Genomic DNA, 16,349 nt, shown 5'->3' on the forward strand with positions numbered 1-16,349 from the left:
TTCTATCGGGCGTGTCCGCCGTCACGTGCCTGCGCGACCACGCGACCCCGCTCGGAACTGGGGAAACGCTCGAGCATGGCGTCCAGTTCGGCCGCGGAGACGTTCGCGCCGAACGCCTCGGCGCCGGGTTCCAGGCGTACGCCCCGGGCCAGCGACCCGGCCCGGACCGGGTCGAAGCCGAGGTCGTCGACGATCGCCGCCACCGCCGCGACCGCGGCCGGGTCGTCCCCGGCGACCGCGATCGCCTTGCGGCCGGGCGCGCCGGCCGGGCGGGCGCCCTCCTCGAGGTCGTGATAGCCCATGTGGTTGAACGCCTTGACCACCCGCGACCCCGGCAGGAAGGCCTGCACGATCTCGCTCGACGACGTGCGCGGGTCGGTGAGGTCGTCGCGGAGGCCGTCGACCTCCCACCAGTAGTTCATGGCGTCGATGACCAGCTTGCCGCGCAGTTCCTCGACCGGCAGGCTCCGGTATTTGCCCAGCGGCAGGGCGAGCACCACGACGTCCGACCGGGCGGCCGCGTCGGCCGGGGTGGTGGGCTCGGCCCCGGGCACCAGCACGCTGATGATCAGGCTGATCTTCGAGACGTCGCCGGAGCCGGAGATGAGCACCCGGTGCCCGGCCGCGATCGCGAGCCGGGCCAGCACGGTGCCGACCTTGCCGGCGCCGAGGATGCCGATCGTGGTCATAGCGGAGGCCGCCTTTCGGGGGAAGCTGGGTCAGTCGGCCAGCAGGTCGCGGGTCATCGGGATCACCTTGGCGCCGAACAGCTCGACGGCGCGCAGGCGGGCACTGGCCGGCGTCGACCCGGCGCTGTAGATCATGTCGAACCGGCCGACGCCCAGCGACTTGATCGCCCGGGCCATCTTGCGGGCCACGGTCTCGGGCGAGCCGATATAGAGCGAGCCGTGCTCGACCTCGTAGTCGAACTCCTGCTTGCGTAGCGGAGGCCAGCCCCGCAGCGCGCCGATCCGGTCCCGCATGACCTTGAAGCGCGGGTAGAACAATTCCTTGGCCTGCTCGTCGGTGTCCGCGACGAACCCCGGCGAGTGCATCCCGACCGGGTGGGCCACGGTGCCGAGCTGGTCGGCGGCCCGGCGATAGAGATCCACGTACGGGGTGAAGCGGTCGGGTGTCCCGCCGATGATCGCGAGCATCAGCGGCAGACCGTACCGCGCCGTACGCACCACGGACTGCGGGGATCCGCCCACGCCGACCCAGGTGGTCAGGCGCCCGGAATCGGTCTTGGGGAAGACATCGGCGTCGACGAGCGGGGCCCGGGTGGTGCCGCTCCAGGTCACCGGCTTCTCGTCGAGCAGCTTGACGAACAGCTCGATCTTCTCTTCGAACAGCTTGTCGTAGTCGGCCAGGTCGTAGCCGAACAGCGGGAACGACTCGGTGAAGGACCCGCGGCCCAGGATCACCTCGGCGCGGCCGTGGGAGAGCGCGTCGACGGTGGCGAAGCGCTGGAACACGCGTACCGGATCGTCGGAACTCAGGACCGTGACACCGGACGCCAAGTGGATGCGCTTGGTCCGGCCCGCGATGCCCGCGAGCACGGTCTCGGGCGTGGAGATCGCGTATTCCGGCCGGTGGTGCTCGCCCAGCGCGATCACGTCGACGCCCAGCTCGTCGGCGAGGACGGCCTCGTCGACGACCTGGCGGATGGCGTCGCCGTAGGAGAGCAGGTTGCCGTGGTCGTCCTCCGGCACGTCGCCGAACGTGTCGAGGCCGAAGGTGAGTTCCGTCATCATGACCCTCTCAAGCTGATTGACGTGTCAATTATGCCCACTACTATTGACACGTCAATCACTGGAGGTGGCGTTGTGAGCACCGGCACGCGGAGGTTCCCGACGAGGGACGAGCTCCGCATCTGGCGTGACTTTCTCGAGACCGGCGAGCTGCTCCGGACCGAACTGACGGCCCGGCTGCAGCAGTCGTCCGGGCTGTCGCCGGGGGACTACGCGGTGCTGCTCGCCCTGAGCGAGACCGAGTCCCACCGCCTCCGGTCGTCCGAGCTGGCCGCCACCATCGGGTGGGAGCGCAGCCGGCTGTCCCACCATCTCAGGCGCATGGAGAAGCGGGGGCTGATCCGCCGCGAGGAATGCGTCACCGACAACCGGGGCGCCGAGGTCGTGCTGACCCCGGCCGGGCTCGGCGCGTTCAACGAGGCGACCCGGCCGCATCTGCGCGACATCCGCGAGATCTTCGTCGACGCCCTGACGCCGGAGCAGCTCGAGGCGGCCGGAGAGATCGCCGCCGCCCTGCGTGCCCACCTCGTACGGGGGTAGAACTGCATCATGGCTCGTATCGCAGTAACCGGTGGCAGTGGCAAGCTCGGCCGCGCCGTCGTCAAGGACCTGCTCGACCACGGCAACGCGGTCGTCAACCTCGACGTGGCGCCCTCGGCCGACCCCCGGGCGCAGTGGACCAAGACCGATCTCTCGGATTTCGGGCAGGCCGTCTCGGTGCTGACCGCCGTGGACGACCGCTACGACAAGATCGACGCGGTGGTGCACCTGGCGGCGATCCCCGCCCCCGGGCTGCTGCCCAACGCGGCGACCTTCCACAACAACATCACCGTCACCTACAACGTCTTCGCCGCCGCGCGCACCGCCGGCATCAAGAACATCGTGTGGGCGTCCAGCGAGACCGTGCTGGGCCTGCCGTTCGACTCCACCCCGCCGCCCTACCTGCCCGCCGACGAGGAATACCCGGCCCGGCCCAACTCGTCGTATTCGCTGGCCAAGCACCTCGAGGAGCAGATGGCGGCCCAGTTCTGCCGCTGGGATCCCACGCTGACGATGGTCGGCCTGCGCTTCTCCAACGTCATGGAGCCGGCCGACTACGAGGCCTTCCCCGGCTACGACGCCGACCCGCGCCTGCGAAGCTGGAACGCGTGGGGCTACATCGACGCCCGGGACGGCGCCCAGGCCGTCCGGCGCTCCCTCGCGTACGGGAAGCCGGGTGTTGAGGTCTTCGTCATCGCCAACGCCGACACCGTCATGAGCCGGCCGAGCGCCGAACTGGCCGCCGAGGTCTTCCCCGACCTCCCGGTCAAGAAGGAGCTGGGCGAACACGAGACCCTGCTCTCCATCGACAAGGCCCGGCGCCTGCTCGGCTACGACCCCGAGTTCACCTGGCGTACGCCGTAGCTCTTCACCGATGTGCGGAGCCGGTGAGCCGGTCGTAGGGTCGCCGGTATGCCTGTCGCCGTCGCCGCGCCCCATCCGGCTGCCGTCGAGGCCGCGCGGACGGTGGTGGCGGCCGGCGGCAACGCCTTCGACGCGGCGCTCGCGGCGGCCGCGGCCCTGACCGTGGCCTACCCGCACCAATGCTCGGTCGGCGGGGACATGGTCGCGATGGTGCGTCCGGCCAATTCCCCCGTACGCGCGGTGCTCTCGATCGGCGCGGCCGCGCTTGCGGTCGACGTGGCCGCCCTGGGCGATCGGATGCCGCAGAGCGGCCCGCAGACGGTGACCGTTCCGGGTGTGGTCGCCGGATGGGCCGCGGTGCACGGGCTCGGGGCTCGCTTGCCGCTCGACCAGCTGCTCGACTTCCCGGTCCGGCTCGCCGCCGGCGGCGTCGACATCGCGCCGGGCCTGCGGACGGCGATCGCGGCCCGGATCGACGTCATCCGCGCCGATCCCGGCTTGTCCGCGGTCATGCTGCAGCCCCGGCTCGTGCAGCCGGCGCTGGCGCGGACGCTCACCGGCATCGGCCGGGACTGGCGGTCCTTCTATGCCGGGCCGATCGTCGCCGGGGTACGGGCGCTGGGCAGTCCCCTGGCCCCCGGCGACTTCGCCGCGCACGTGGCCGAGGTCGGCGACCCGTTGCGCACGGTGGCCGGCGAAGTCACCTGGCACGCCGCCCCGCCGCCGGTGCAGGGCGCCACCTTCCTGGCGCTGGCCGGTTCGCCGTCCCTGCTGACCGACAGCCGCCGCGCCCAGGCCGCCCGCGACGCCCTGCTCGGCGATCCCCGCGGCGGCCCGATCTCCGTCGACGGCCTTCTTCTCCGTACGCCGGTGGACGCCGAGCCCGCGCCGCTGGTGCCCGGCCCGAGCGGGGACACGGTGGCGGTGACCGCCGTCGACGACGAGGGCAACGCGATCACGCTGATCCAGAGCGTCTTCGAAAGCTTCGGCGCCGGGCTGCTGGAGCCGTCGACCGGGGTCGTGCTGCACAACCGGGGTTCGTCGTTCACCCTCGACAAGTCCCACCCGGGCCACCTGGCGCCCGGCCGGCGTCCGCCGCACACTCTGTGCCCCGCCATCGCCACCACCTCCGACAGCGTGATCGCCCTGGGCTGCCAGGGCGGCCGGGCCCAGCCGTGGATCCTGGCCCAGCTGGCCCCGCACGTCCTGTCGGCCGCCGACCCGGGCGAGCTGGTCGCCCGCCCGCGCTGGATGCTCCGCGGCACCAGCCTGATCCTCGAACCCGGCATGCCGGCGCCCCCGGACGCGACCGGCCTGACCGTCTCCACCGTCCCGTCCCTGCACGACGCCGCCGGCCACGTGCAGTTGTCCCGCTCCCGCGCCGGCGTACTGGACGCCGGAAGCGACCCCCGAGCCGACGGCCTGGCCGCCGTAATCCCCTGACCCCTTCACCGGATCACGCCCGCTTGACCCCTGCGTGTCGCGGCGCGTCATGTATGGCCTATTGCGCTGCTTCTTGGCATTTACGGGCCCCGGCAGGCCTGTCCACGATGGACCGTAAGCGGCGGCGGGTTGGTTTTGGGCGCAACCACTTACTCACGTCGCCCGGGTGGGGTGAGCGTTCTGGGCGCCCCGGCGCCCTGCTCGGCCCGCCCGGGCCCTCGGCGTGAGCAGCGATTCGTACCCACCGCCCCGCTACGACGTCCGCCCTTGATCCTTGGTCCGTCCGCAGTTGATCTATCCGTCCGCGTTGATCGACCCGTCCGCAGTCAAATTGTCATAGCAGTTCTTTTAGCGGCATACGAATGCTTGTCGGAAACAGGTTCAGCGGCTCGAATTGGTCGTATGTCGCCCACAGCAATTCGAAGCTGTTCAGCGGATTGTTCTCGACGGCTTCCGGCCCCGACAGAACGGGCGTCCCCTCGATGTCGGTCATCAGAAAGTAGACAGCCCGCCGTTTGATGTGCCGCCCCGACCACAATTGACGATCGATGCGCCCGGTCAGGGTGGTTTCCTCGGTCAGTTCGCGCACGACGGCCTGTTCGAACGTCTCCCCGTCCTCGACACCGCCACCCGGCAGCACCGCGTAATGGTGGCCGGCGCAGGCGAGAGCGCCGCGCGGGCACATCACACAGGGCCGCGGCCGTTGCAGGTATCGCTTGATCAGCAGAACGCGGCCCTCGGAGAGAACAACCGCGACGGCACGGGGACGGGTCATGCAGAAAGAATGCCGCACCCGCGCGACGGGATCAGACGCGCACGCCCAACTCGTCGAAGGCGCGGGCGAACGCAAGGTTGCCGGCCCTCCTGACCGGGGAAGAGGTCAGCGTCACTCCACTCCTATGGGTGAAGTAGGCATAGGCTGGTGGCATGGACGAGCAGCTTTGGGCCGAGTGGCACGCCGAGCACGAGCGCACCCTGGCCGACCCGCACGGATTCCTGGCCGTCACCAGCCTGAACTTTCTCGACGCGACCCCGCGCCGCTTCCCGGACGCCCCCGGCGAGTGGAGCACCGGCCCGGCCGGGCCCGTCGTCACGCTGGCCGCGGGCGAGTCGCTGGTCGTCGACGGCGCCGAGGTGACCGGTCGACACGAGTTCGGCGTTCTGCCCGAGCGCGGCGGCGTGAGCGCGGCGGCCGGCGACGCCGTGATCGAGGTGGCCAAGCGCGGCGGGTTCGACGTGGTCCGCCCGCGCCATCCGTCGAATCCGCTTCGCACCGGGTTCCGCGGCACACCGGTCTACGAGCCGACCGGCAAGTGGGCGCTGACCGGGCGCTTCGTCCCGTTCGAGGCGCCGCGCGACATCACCGTCGGCGCCGCCGTCGAGGGGCTCGAGCACGTGTACGAGTCGCCGGGCGTCGTCGAGTTCGAGGCGCTGGGCACGCCGCTGTCGCTGACCGTCTTCAACGGGCGCAGCCCCGGCTCGTTCTTCGCGCTGTTCACCGACGAGACCTCGGGCGTCACCACGTACGCGGCCAACCGCAGCCTGGCCATCCCCGCGCCCGCCGCCGACGGCACGGTCACCCTCGACTTCAACCGGGCCACCAACCTGCCCTGTGCCTACACCGATTACGCCACGTGCCCGCTGCCGCCCGCGGAGAACCGGCTGCCGATCGCCGTGGAGGCCGGCGAGAAGATCCCGTACGAGCGCCAGTAGCCGGGGTGCGCGTCTCGCGTACCCGGGGTGATTGACTCTGCCCGTGACCATCGGGCCGGCGTTGCTGCTCACCCTGGCCCTGCTCGTCTCGTTCGGGCCGATCGCGACCGACCTCTATCTGCCCGGCCTGCCCGCGATGGCCGACGATCTCGGCGTCGACGCGAGCGGCGTCCAGCTCACGCTGACCACGTTCCTGGCCGGGCTGGCCTTCGGTCAACTGGTGATGGGCACGATCTCCGACCGTTTCGGCCGCCGTACGCCGTTGATCGTCAGCTCCGTGGTCTGTGTGCTGGCCGGCGTGGTCGCGGCCACCGCCCCCACGCTTCCCGTGCTGATCGCCGCCCGCCTGGTGCAGGGCTTCGCCGGCGCCGGAGGTGTGGTGATCGGCCGGGCGGTCATCGCCGACCTGCTCACCGGCCGGGCCGCCGCCCGCGCGCTGACCCTGATGATGACCGTGGCCGGGGTGGCTCCGGTGCTCGCCCCGGTCGCCGGTGGCTTGCTGGCCGGTCCCGTGGGCTGGCGCGGCATGCTGTGGACGGTCACCGGCCTGTGCACGGTCATGCTGCTCGCCGTCCTGTTCGTGCTGCCGGAAACCCGTTCCCGCACGGCCCGCGGCGCCGGCGATTATCGGATCATCCTGCGGTCGGGCGGCTACTGGGCCGACACGGCCGTCTTCGCGAGCTCGTTCGCGATGATGATGGCGTACATCTCGGCCTCGCCCTTCGTCTACCAGCGCGTGGTGGGTCTCTCCGAGGTCGCGTACGGGGTCGCGTTCGGTCTCAACGCGTGCGGCCTGATCGCCGCCGGCGCCGTGGCGAGCCGCCTGGTCGAGCGGGCCGGGCCCCGCCGCGTGGTCACCGCCGCGCTGACGCTCGAGGTGGCGGCCACGGCGACGCTGCTGACGCTGGTGCTGACCGGCGCGCCGGCCTGGACGTACCCGATCCCGATCTTCTTCGCGGTCAGCGCCAACGGCGGCGTGGCCGGCCCGTCGGCCGCGCTGGCGATGGGCCGCGTGCGCGCGGTGGCCGGAACGGGAAGCGCGCTGCTGGGCTTCTCGCAGTTCGGCCTGGGCGCGGTCGTGTCCCCGCTGGTCGGCCTGGGCGGCGACGGCTCGGCCCTGGTGCCGGCGCTGGTGATGGCCACGGCCGCGCTGATCGCGACCGCCGCCTCGATCGCGGCCCACCGCGCCGACCGCGAGCCGCAGCCCGAGTCGCGGGTCGAAGGCTGAGCCGCGCCGCGCGGTGAGCGGCCCACGAGGGTCGAAGGCGGAGGGGCGCCGCGCGGTGAACCGGGAGGGGGGACGGCGCCGTGTAGGTTGCGGAGCCGGTGCCCAGGGGACGGTGGTTGATCGATGGACGACATGACCAGCATCGATGCGCCCGAGGTGCGGGCGATGGGTGAGGCGGTCGACGCGGTGGGGGAACACCTCGTCGCGGTGGCCGCGGGCAACGCGGCGTGGGAGTACGCGGGTCAGGGGGCCATCGAGGGGTCGGTGACCTGCGACGTGATGCTGGCCGGGGCGGCCCGGGCGTGGGCGGTCACGATCGACGGGCTCGGTCAGCTGGTTCGCGAGTTCGGCCACGACCTGCGGACGGCGGCCGGGGACTTCGTCGCCGTCGATCGGGACATCGCCGAGCGCATCCGGTCCGTCGGGAAGGCGGGGGAGTGACCCGATGACGATGACGCTGCAAGGACTGCTCGACGCCGACACCGGCCGGCTGCACAGCATCGCCCGGCGCTGGGACCGGCTGGCGCTGACGCTCGACACGGCGGTCGAGGATCTCGGGCGGGACACCCGGGATCTGCCGAACCACTGGCCTGCCGGGCCCAGCTCGCAGGCCGCCCAGGACAAGCTGGCCGACATCCGGGTGCAGGTCGGCACCGGGCACGTCCACTGCGCCGCCATTGCGAAGATCATCCGGGAGTTCGCCGGGTCGGTCGAGGACGGCCGCCGGCTGCTGCACGGGCTGGTGGCCGAGGCCGAGGCCCGTGGTCTGCGGATCGACCTGCGCTCGGGCACGATCACCGCGCCGATCGAGGTCGCCGCCACGCAGTCCACGGTCGACTCGTACGCCTCCCAGATCGGCGAGATCCTGGCCCGCGTCAACGAGGACGACCGGCGGACCTGCGAGCTGATCGCCGATCACAACTTCCACGACATGTTCCTCCCGGACGCCGGCCGCCCGCAGTACGACGAGGTCAGCGTGCTCGCGCTGGCCGATGTCACGCCACCGAGCCGGGCCGCCTGGTGGCAGGCCCAGCACCCGCTCGTGCAGGACCGGGCGATCGTCGAGCACCCCGAGATCATCGGCGCCGCGGCGGGGCTGCCGGCCAAGGACCGCGACTCGGCCAACCGTCTGCTGCTGCGCCGCGACCGGGAGGCGCTGCTGGCCGCCCGGGAAAGCCGGGCCGACGGCGCGATGAACCAGGCCCAGGTCAACCTCGACCGGCGGCTGGTCGCGCTGGACGAACTGGAACGCCGCGCCCAGGGACAGCGGCTGCTGACCTACACGCCCGGCGCCGAGGAGCGGTCCGAGATGGTCGCGCGCTGAAACGGCCGGTGACTCACCTGTTAGTGGCGTACGTGGGCGGAAACGTCACGGGAATTTCCGGGCGACTAGCATCGTCAAGGTTCCCGAGAGTTTCATTGCCGAAGGAGATCACCGTGTCCGCACCCCGTACCCCCGCTGTGGCCGACCCTCTAGTCGTCCCGGCCGGGACTACGGCCGCCGATGCGGTGGCCGCGGCCGGCCTTCCGGCGACCGGCCCCAAGGCGGTCGTGGTCGTGCGCGACGCCGCCGGGCGCCTGCGTGACCTCGACTGGCGGCCCGAGTCCGACACCGACGTGACCCCGGTCGCGATCGACGAGCCCGACGGGCTGAACGTGCTGCGCCACTCGGCCGCGCACGTGCTGGCCCAGGCCGTGCAGGACACGTTCCCCGAGGCCAAGCTGGGCATCGGCCCGCCGATCGAGAACGGCTTCTACTACGACTTCGACGTGCCCAAGCCGTTCCAGCCCGAAGACCTGACGAAGCTCGAGAAGCGGATGCAGGAGATCGTCAAGGCCGGGCAGAGCTTCCGCCGCCGGGAATACTCGTCGCTCGACGAGGCCAAGGCCGAGCTGGCCGACGAGCCGTACAAGCTGGAACTGGTCGACATCAAGGGCGACGTCGACGACGCCGAGCTGAGCACGGTCGGCGCGGGCGAGCTGACCCACTACGACAACCTCGACAAGGACGGCAAGCGCGTCTGGGGCGACCTCTGCCGCGGCCCGCACCTGCCCACCACCCGGCTCATCCCGGCGTTCAAGCTGATGCGCTCGGCCGCGGCGTACTGGCGTGGCTCCGAGAAGAACCCGCAGCTGCAGCGCATCTACGGCACCGCGTGGCCGTCCCGCGACGAGCTGAAGGCCTACCTCAACCGCCTGGCCGAGGCCGAGCGCCGCGATCACCGCAAGCTGGGCACCGAGCTCGACCTGTTCTCGTTCCCCGACGAGATCGGCTCCGGCCTGGTCGTCTTCCACCCCAAGGGCGGCATCATCAAGCGCGAGATGGAGGACTACGTCCGCGCCCGCCACATCGAGGAAGGCTTCCAGTACGTCAGCTCGCCGCACATCAGCAAGGAGGGGCTCTTCCACACCTCCGGGCACCTGCCGTACTACAAGGACACGATGTTCCCGCCCATGCAGCTCGAGGGCGCGGACTACTACCTCAAGGCCATGAACTGCCCCATGCACAACCTGATCTTCAGGTCCCGGGGGCGGTCCTATCGTGAGCTGCCGCTGCGCTTCTTCGAGTTCGGCACGGTCTACCGCTACGAGAAGTCGGGCGTGGTGCACGGCCTGACCCGGGTGCGCGGCCTCACGCAGGACGACTCGCACTCGTACGTGACGGCCGAGCAGGCCCCGGGCGAGATCAAGCATCTGCTCAACTTCGTCCGCTCGCTGCTCGACGACTTCGGCCTCGACGACTACTACCTCGAGCTGTCGACCCGCGACCCCAAGAGCGACAAGTTCATCGGTACGGACGAGCAGTGGGCCGTGGCGACCAAGGTTCTCGAGGACGTGGCCGCCGAGTCCGGCCTCGACCTGGTGCTCGACCCGGGCGGCGCGGCGTTCTACGGCCCCAAGATCAGTGTCCAGGCCAAGGACGCGATCGGCCGTACGTGGCAGATGTCGACCATCCAGTACGACTTCAACCAGCCGGCCCGCTTCGGGCTGGAGTTCCAGGCGGCCGACGGCACCCGCCAGGAACCGGTGATGATCCACTCGGCCAAGTTCGGGTCGATCGAGCGGTTCTTCGGTGTACTGGTCGAGCACTACGCGGGGGCGTTCCCGGCGTGGCTGGCGCCGATCCAGGTCGTGGGCATCCCGATCCGCGACGACCACGCCGACTACCTGACCGGGTTCGTGGACAAGCTGCGCGCGGCCGGCGTCCGGGCCGAGGTTGACTACTCCGACGACCGGATGCAGAAGAAGATCCGTACGGCGCAGCAGCAGAAGATCCCGTTCATGGCGATCGCCGGCGACGACGACGTCAACGGCGGCACGGTCAGCTTCCGCTACCGCGACGGGTCGCAGCGCAACGGCGTCCCGATCGACGAGGCCGTGGCCCACGTCGCCGAGATCGTGAAGTCCCGGACGAACGTGAGCCCGTCAGCCGCCTGATCCAGCCGTAAGGGCCGGCGCCTTCCCACCGGGGCGCCGGCCCTTACGCTCAGCCTGCTCGAGGACGGCGGCCCCTTACGCCGCGGCCTCTTCGAGGACAGCCTCGGCCCGCTCGGGGCTGCCCCCGGCCAGGCCGCGCTCGATCGTGCGGCGCGAGGCCAGCCACATGCCCGCGCCGGCCAGGAACACCAGGCCCTCGGTGACGGTCAGCGCCCAGATGATGCCGGGCAGGCCGTACCAGAGGTTGCCCAGCAGCACGATCGGGACGAACAGCACGCCCTGCGCCAGGCCCATCACGATCGCCGGGCGGGCCAGGCCGGCCGCCTGGAACAGCGAGGTGATCAGGCCGGCGAAGCCGTTGGCCACGGTCGCGACGAGCTGGGCGACCAGGATCGTGACGCCGATCGTCAGCACGGCCGGGTCGGACGAGAACGCGGAGAGCACCTGCTCGCGGAACAGGAACACGGTCCCGCAGAACACCAGCATGACCGCGCCGATCGTGACCGCCGAGGCCCGCAGCGCCGCGTTCAGGCGAGCCCGGTCGCCCTTGCCGTAGGCGTACGCGAACAGCGGCAGCACACCGAGCGTGACGCCCATGATCAGGAACTCGGGCACCTGGGCGATGCGGACCGCGACTCCCATGGCGGCGAGCGGGCCGTCCCCGTACGCGGAAGCCAGGTTGTTGAGAACCAGCACCGTGACGATCATGAACGCGGACTGCAGCAGCTCGCCGACGCCGACGCCGAAGACCGGCCGGACGACGTCCTTGCGCAGGGTGAACCAGCGCGGCGCCAGGCTGACGTGCTCACTGTTGCGCTGCAGCCAGACGGCGAAGTAGGCGACCATGGCGGTGTTGGCGAGGCCGGTGGCCAGCGCCGCGCCGGCCACGCCCCAGTGCAGCAGCAGGATGAAAATGACGTCGAAGAGCACGTTGGCCACCGTTGAGAGGATCAGCCCGATCATCGCCTGGCGGGCCGCGCCCTCGGCCCGGACCAGCTGCTCGAGGCAGAACGCCGCGGCCAGCACCGGGACGAAGGCCAGCATGACGGCGACGTACTCGGTGGTGGCGGGCACGGCGGCGGCGTCCGCGCCGAGCAGCGTCACCAGCGGAGGCAGCAGGAGCAGTCCGGCGACGGCGAAGACCGCGCCGGCGATCACCGCGCCCCAGACCGCGAACGACGAGACGTGCCGGATCTCCCCGGCCCGGGACGGGTCGTGTTCGGCGGCGCCGAGCAGACGCGAGATGAGCGCGCCGCCGCCGACCCCGAACACTCCGCCGATGGCCATGACCAGGCCGAGCAGCGGGGTGCCGAAGGTGATCGCGGCCAGCAGCGAGGTGTTGTGCTGCGAGCCGAGGAAGCCGGCGTTGATGACGTTGTAGACGGCGCCGACGATCATCGCCGCGGCCATCGGCACGCAGAGGTGCACGAGAGCGCGCAGGATCGGGGCGGTGGAGAGGTACCAGCGGTTGGTGCCCGCGGCGCCGGGCTTGGTTGACGCTTCGGCGGTGGTGGCGCTCATGACGGCCTCCTTCAGGTGCATCCGGGCATGGCTGAGGCGCACGCGGCGGGGGCCGCGGCGTGCGGGCACGATGGGTGCGCGGCGGCGGGGCCGCAGCGTGCGGGCATGGTGGGGTGCGCGGCGGCGGGGCCGTCGCGTTACGGGTGGGGCGGGGTCTTAGCGGGTCGGTTGCGGCAGTTCCGCGGTGATCTTCCGGAGCAGGCTCTGGAGGGTGGCTCGCTCGGTCTCGTCGAGCGGGGCCAGGATCGTCTCGTCGGCCTGGGCCATCGCGGCCTCGAACCCGGCGATCAGCTCGGCGCCGGCCGCGGTGGCGTAGACGCGCTTGCTGCGTTCGTTGCCGGGCTCCGTGCGGCGCTCGACGAGGCCGCGGCGTTCGAGCCCCTGCAGAAGGCTCGACACGCTGGCGGCGCTGGTGCGGGTCATCTCGGCGATGTCCCGCTGGATCGCGCCGGGGTGCTGGGCCAGGTAGCCGAGCGCGAAGCTCTGCTCGAAGCTGAGCTCACGCGCCCGCACCCAGTCCTCGGCCGCCTTGCGCTGGGCCCATCCGATCCAGCGGACGAGTTCCAGCGAGGTGGTGAGGTTCGGCGCATCCATACTTAGAAAGCTAACCGTTAGAACTCTAACTGTCAACGCTCTAACCGAACTGCGCCCGGCCGGCGGTCGCCTCAGTGGGCCGTGATCCAGGTGGCGATCTGGGCTCGCCGGGAGACGCCGAGCTTGGTGCGGATGTGCTCGACGTGCGCGGCGGCGGTCTTGGGCGCGATGGTCAGGGTCGCGGCGATCTCGCGGTTGGTGAGGCCCTTGGCGACCAGACGGGCGACTTCCACTTCCCGGGCGGAGAGGACCGGACTCGAAGCTCCCGCGCCGCCGACGTCGGGGACGAGCCCGCTTCGGGGCGGCAAGGCGGGCAGCGCGGCCGGGGCGGGGGCCGGGGCGGTGTGAAAAGGCGGGGCAACGGCGACAGTGTGGGCGGAGGCGGTGGCGAGCGCGTGGGCGGCCGCGGCCCGGAACGCGGCGGCCTCGGCCGGGCGGCGGGAGCGGGTGGCGCAGCGGGACTGGTCGAGCAGGACGGCGGTGTGCTCCCAGAAGCGGTGGCGGGCGGACCAGAACGAGTCCGCGGAGGCCAGGGCGGCCCGGGCCTTGCCGGTCTGGCCCTCGTGCAGGTGGATCAGGCCCTCGGCGTGGTCGAGGGCGCCCAGCGTGCCGGGGATCGAGCGCAGGCGGAGCAGCCCCGAGGTGCGGTCGAGCCACTCGCGGGCGGCCGTCGTGCCCGAGCCGGCCAGATGGGCGCGGACGCCCGTGACGACGTACGGGAAAAGGTAGGCCGCGTCGCCGACCCGGGACGACGCCGCCCAGCCCTGCTCGCATCTCGCCACCGCGGTCGCGTAGTCGCCCTGGGCCAGCGCCGTCTCGGCCAGACCCCACCAGGCCGGGGACAGACGCTGCAGCTCGCGCATGCCCGAGGCCAGGTTCTCGGCGGCTTCCAGGTGAGAGACCGCTTCCCCGTACGCCCCCAGCCCCATCGCCAGGTAACCGAGAACGTGCCGGGCCGTGATCTCGGTAGTGATCCCGCCCGCCCCGTCGGCCAGCGCCCGGCGTGCCGTCGTCGAGGCGGCCGCCCAGTCGCCGGTCGCCCACTGCACGTGGGCCAGGTGGGCCGCCATGTAGTGCCGGTCGTTGAACTGCTCGACCCGCTCGGCGTACGCGATCCCCTCGGTCAGCGTCTCGATCGCCGTCCCGTAGTCGACCAGCACCGACATCGACGTGCCGAGCATCCGGTAGGCGCGCGCCGTCTGGGCCTCGAGCCGCAGGCCGGACGCCCGCGTGATGGCCTCGCGCAGCATGGTGGTGCCCTCGGCCGTGCGACCGGCGAAGAGCAGCACCGAGCCGACCGTGGCGTCCAGGTGGCAGCGCGTCCGGTCGTCGACCCCGAGCGTGCGGGCCCGTTCGCCGTCCGCCAGCGCCTCGTCGAGGCGGCGGTCGAGCATGTGGGCCGCGGCCAGCTCGGCGTGGATCTCGGCCCGCGTCTCGGGCCGGTCGGCGGCCAGGGGGAGCGCGGCCCGCAGCGCCTCGGTGCGGGTGCGCAGGTCGGCGCCGAGCAGATGCCGCACGGCCACCCAGTCGGGCACGACGGCCGCCGCCCCCGCCTCGTCGCCCAGGCCGAGGCGCACCTCGAACGCTTCGGCGTAGCAGGCGGCGGCCTCCTCGTTCTCGTCGATCGAGCTCAGCTCGCAGGCCAGGGCGGCCAGCAACGAGGCCCGGTCGGCGCGCGGCAGCCGGGCCGGCCACGTGCGCCGTGCCCGCCGATAGAGCTCGGCCGCCTCGCGGTGCGCCGACAGCGCGGCCGCCGACCGCGCCGCCGCCCGCGCGTGCCGGAAGGCCTCGGCGGGCTGGCCCGCCCGCTCGTAGTGATCGCTGGCCAGCGTGTCGGAAAAGCCGGCCCGGGCGGCCCGGGCGTGCAGGGCGCGGCGCCGGTGCGGGGTGATGTCGGCGTAGATGGCGTCCCGGATCAGCGCGTGCCGGAAGTCGTAGCCCGTCCCGTCGTCGCGCGGCTTGACGAAGAAACAGTCGATCAGTTCGCGCAGCCCCTCGTCGACCGCCTCCGCTGTCTCGTCGGTCAGGCCGGTGAGCAGGTCGAGACCGAACGACCGGCCCAGCACCGCGGCCACCTCGGCCAGGCGTTGCGTGGCCGGCCGGAGCCGGCCCACCCGGACCAGAACGGCATCGGCCAGCGTGTCCGGCACCTGCTCGGGCGAGGCGGGCCCGCGCGGTGCGGAGGCGCCGGGCTTGGGGCGGGCGGCGAGGAACTCCTCCACGTGCAAGGGGATGCCGTCGGTGCGGGCGTGCAGCGCCTCCGCGGCCAGGGTGGACAGGCCGGCGCCGGTGATCGCGGCGGCCAGCGCGGCGGTCTCGGCCGGATCGAGGCGGGGAAGGCGCACCTCCTCGGCGAGCCGCTGGGTCAGCAGCCGGGTGCGCCACATCCGCATCGGCACGCGCGGATACAGCTCGTCGGAGCGGTAGGTGCCGACGAGCATCAGCGGGGCCGAGGTGACGTGCCGGGCCAGCCGGCTCAGCACGTCGAGCGTGAGGTCGTCGGCCCAGTGCAGGTCCTCGAGGGTGATCAGGAAGGGGGTGCCGGCCTCGCACGGCCGGGCGATCAGCTCGGCCAGGCCGGCCACGAGCAGGCGGCGGCGGCTGGCGGCGTCGCCCTCGGCCAGTTCGTGCAGCCGCTCGGTCAGCCAGGCGCCGGTCGCCGCGGTCGACGGGTCGCGGCGCAGCTCGGACCCGAGGTCGGCCAGCAGGCCGCCGGCGATCTCGGTGTCACCGGGGGAGGCGCCCGCGCCGGCCACCGCGTATCCGCGAAGGCGCGCCCGGCGGACGATCTCGCTCAGCAGCCGGGTCTTGCCGATGCCGGCCTCCCCGGCCAGGAACAGCAGCTCGCCGGTGGGCGCGGCGAAGCGCCGGTCGGCCAGGGCGATCAGGTCCTGCCGGCCGACGAGCACGGGGCTGGCGACCACGCCCGGAACTTTAGGTCGGCCACCGGGCCTTCGTAGGTGCTCTGACCGATGTCCGACGGTCCGGCCGCGACGAACCTGAGGAGCATGGCGAAATTCATGGACGTACACAGCGGATTCCACGGTGTCACCCCGGAGCAGCTGGCGGAGGCACACGACGCCGACCTCAAGATCGAGGGGGAGGAGGGCGTGCACTTCGAGCAGGCCTGGCTCGACCCCGAGCAGGGCAAGGTCTTCTGCCTCAGCACCGGGCCGAGCAAGGAGGCCGTGATGCGGATCCACGAGCGGGCCGGCCACCCCACGACCGAGGTCTACGAGCTGACCGCCGAGGTCTGA

General features: G+C 72.0%; 16 protein-coding genes. 9 read left to right on the plus strand and 7 right to left on the minus strand.

Features of this window, described 5'->3' with window-relative positions; genetic code table 11:
• Positions 1-2: 2 nt before the first annotated feature.
• Together ACZ3I4_RS12425 and ACZ3I4_RS12430 are read right to left on the minus strand one after the other, a co-directional pair.
• Entirely contained in the window at positions 3-689 is a 687-nt protein-coding gene (locus ACZ3I4_RS12425; RefSeq protein ID WP_465381980.1) for an NADPH-dependent F420 reductase, read from the minus strand.
• A gap of 30 nt (positions 690-719) precedes the next feature.
• Positions 720-1,751: an LLM class flavin-dependent oxidoreductase gene (locus tag ACZ3I4_RS12430; protein WP_465382423.1), complete on the minus strand. Its 1,032-nt coding sequence runs from the start codon at positions 1,749-1,751 to the stop codon at positions 720-722.
• Between the two features lie 75 nt (positions 1,752-1,826).
• Here ACZ3I4_RS12430 and ACZ3I4_RS12435 point away from each other — a divergent pair, with 75 nt between their 5' ends.
• The 3 genes from ACZ3I4_RS12435 to ACZ3I4_RS12445 are packed head-to-tail and all read left to right on the plus strand — an operon-like array spanning position 1,827 to position 4,598.
• Positions 1,827-2,291: a MarR family winged helix-turn-helix transcriptional regulator gene (locus ACZ3I4_RS12435; RefSeq protein ID WP_465381981.1), complete on the plus strand. Its 465-nt coding sequence runs from the start codon at positions 1,827-1,829 to the stop codon at positions 2,289-2,291.
• Positions 2,292-2,300: 9 nt separating this feature from the next.
• On the plus strand, positions 2,301-3,155 hold the full coding sequence (locus ACZ3I4_RS12440) for an NAD-dependent epimerase/dehydratase family protein (protein WP_465381982.1): 855 nt from the start codon (positions 2,301-2,303) through the stop codon (positions 3,153-3,155).
• 48 nt (positions 3,156-3,203) lie between these two features.
• Complete coding sequence (locus ACZ3I4_RS12445; protein ID WP_465381983.1) at positions 3,204-4,598, plus strand: gamma-glutamyltransferase; 1,395 nt, start codon at positions 3,204-3,206, stop codon at positions 4,596-4,598.
• A 334-nt stretch (positions 4,599-4,932) separates the two neighbouring features.
• Here ACZ3I4_RS12445 and ACZ3I4_RS12450 read toward each other — a convergent pair whose 3' ends face one another.
• Together ACZ3I4_RS12450 and ACZ3I4_RS12455 are read right to left on the minus strand one after the other, a co-directional pair.
• On the minus strand, positions 4,933-5,373 hold the full coding sequence (locus ACZ3I4_RS12450) for an NUDIX hydrolase (protein WP_465381984.1): 441 nt from the start codon (positions 5,371-5,373) through the stop codon (positions 4,933-4,935).
• A gap of 31 nt (positions 5,374-5,404) precedes the next feature.
• Positions 5,405-5,527 (minus strand): hypothetical protein, encoded by a 123-nt coding sequence (locus ACZ3I4_RS12455; RefSeq protein ID WP_465381985.1) that lies wholly within the window; start codon positions 5,525-5,527, stop codon positions 5,405-5,407.
• Here ACZ3I4_RS12455 and ACZ3I4_RS12460 point away from each other — a divergent pair.
• The 5 genes from ACZ3I4_RS12460 to thrS all read left to right on the plus strand — a co-directional run bounded on the left by ACZ3I4_RS12460 (position 5,526) and on the right by thrS (position 10,977).
• On the plus strand, positions 5,526-6,311 hold the full coding sequence (locus ACZ3I4_RS12460; protein ID WP_465381986.1) for a DUF1684 domain-containing protein: 786 nt from the start codon (positions 5,526-5,528) through the stop codon (positions 6,309-6,311). The genes ACZ3I4_RS12455 and ACZ3I4_RS12460 overlap by 2 nt on opposite strands.
• A 43-nt stretch (positions 6,312-6,354) precedes the next feature.
• A complete protein-coding gene (locus ACZ3I4_RS12465) occupies positions 6,355-7,539 on the plus strand; it encodes a multidrug effflux MFS transporter (protein ID WP_465381987.1) in 1,185 nt (394 codons plus the stop codon).
• Positions 7,540-7,671: 132 nt separating this feature from the next.
• Positions 7,672-7,980 carry a hypothetical protein gene (locus ACZ3I4_RS12470; RefSeq protein WP_465381988.1) on the plus strand — a complete coding sequence of 103 codons (309 nt, stop codon included), beginning with the start codon at positions 7,672-7,674 and terminating at the stop codon, positions 7,978-7,980.
• A 4-nt stretch (positions 7,981-7,984) separates the two neighbouring features.
• A complete protein-coding gene (locus tag ACZ3I4_RS12475; RefSeq protein ID WP_465381989.1) occupies positions 7,985-8,863 on the plus strand; it encodes a hypothetical protein in 879 nt (292 codons plus the stop codon).
• 113 nt (positions 8,864-8,976) lie between these two features.
• Entirely contained in the window at positions 8,977-10,977 is a 2,001-nt protein-coding gene (thrS, locus tag ACZ3I4_RS12480) for a threonine--tRNA ligase (RefSeq protein ID WP_465381990.1), read from the plus strand.
• 75 nt (positions 10,978-11,052) lie between these two features.
• Here the strand turns inward: thrS and ACZ3I4_RS12485 are convergent, their stop codons facing one another.
• The 3 genes from ACZ3I4_RS12485 to ACZ3I4_RS12495 all read right to left on the minus strand — a co-directional run bounded on the left by ACZ3I4_RS12485 (position 11,053) and on the right by ACZ3I4_RS12495 (position 16,016).
• Positions 11,053-12,498 carry an MATE family efflux transporter gene (locus tag ACZ3I4_RS12485; protein WP_465381991.1) on the minus strand — a complete coding sequence of 482 codons (1,446 nt, stop codon included), beginning with the start codon at positions 12,496-12,498 and terminating at the stop codon, positions 11,053-11,055.
• Between the two features lie 156 nt (positions 12,499-12,654).
• Positions 12,655-13,092, minus strand: coding sequence for a MarR family winged helix-turn-helix transcriptional regulator (locus ACZ3I4_RS12490; protein WP_465381992.1), 438 nt, complete (start codon positions 13,090-13,092; stop codon positions 12,655-12,657).
• A gap of 71 nt (positions 13,093-13,163) precedes the next feature.
• On the minus strand, positions 13,164-16,016 hold the full coding sequence (locus ACZ3I4_RS12495; RefSeq protein ID WP_465381993.1) for a helix-turn-helix transcriptional regulator: 2,853 nt from the start codon (positions 16,014-16,016) through the stop codon (positions 13,164-13,166).
• A gap of 84 nt (positions 16,017-16,100) precedes the next feature.
• Between ACZ3I4_RS12495 and ACZ3I4_RS12500 the strand changes: the two genes are divergently transcribed.
• Positions 16,101-16,349: an SCO4226 family nickel-binding protein gene (locus tag ACZ3I4_RS12500; RefSeq protein ID WP_465381994.1), complete on the plus strand. Its 249-nt coding sequence runs from the start codon at positions 16,101-16,103 to the stop codon at positions 16,347-16,349.

Source organism: Actinoplanes sp. NPDC021490, from assembly GCF_055562135.1.

Bases quoted from the DNA above. Each gene is read 5' to 3' on its own strand.
- ACZ3I4_RS12425 (WP_465381980.1), bottom strand. From the start codon at position 689: ATGACCACGATCGGCATCCTCGGCGCCGGCAAGGTCGGCACCGTGCTG.
- ACZ3I4_RS12430 (WP_465382423.1), bottom strand. From the start codon at position 1,751: ATGACGGAACTCACCTTCGGCCTCGACACGTTCGGCGACGTGCCGGAG.
- ACZ3I4_RS12440 (WP_465381982.1), top strand. From the start codon at position 2,301: ATGGCTCGTATCGCAGTAACCGGTGGCAGTGGCAAGCTCGGCCGCGCC.
- ACZ3I4_RS12445 (WP_465381983.1), top strand. From the start codon at position 3,204: ATGCCTGTCGCCGTCGCCGCGCCCCATCCGGCTGCCGTCGAGGCCGCG.
- ACZ3I4_RS12450 (WP_465381984.1), bottom strand. From the start codon at position 5,373: ATGACCCGTCCCCGTGCCGTCGCGGTTGTTCTCTCCGAGGGCCGCGTT.
- ACZ3I4_RS12460 (WP_465381986.1), top strand. From the start codon at position 5,526: ATGGACGAGCAGCTTTGGGCCGAGTGGCACGCCGAGCACGAGCGCACC.
- ACZ3I4_RS12455 (WP_465381985.1), bottom strand. From the start codon at position 5,527: ATGCCACCAGCCTATGCCTACTTCACCCATAGGAGTGGAGTGACGCTG.
- ACZ3I4_RS12470 (WP_465381988.1), top strand. From the start codon at position 7,672: ATGACCAGCATCGATGCGCCCGAGGTGCGGGCGATGGGTGAGGCGGTC.
- ACZ3I4_RS12475 (WP_465381989.1), top strand. From the start codon at position 7,985: ATGACGATGACGCTGCAAGGACTGCTCGACGCCGACACCGGCCGGCTG.
- ACZ3I4_RS12485 (WP_465381991.1), bottom strand. From the start codon at position 12,498: ATGAGCGCCACCACCGCCGAAGCGTCAACCAAGCCCGGCGCCGCGGGC.
- ACZ3I4_RS12490 (WP_465381992.1), bottom strand. From the start codon at position 13,092: ATGGATGCGCCGAACCTCACCACCTCGCTGGAACTCGTCCGCTGGATC.
- ACZ3I4_RS12500 (WP_465381994.1), top strand. From the start codon at position 16,101: ATGGCGAAATTCATGGACGTACACAGCGGATTCCACGGTGTCACCCCG.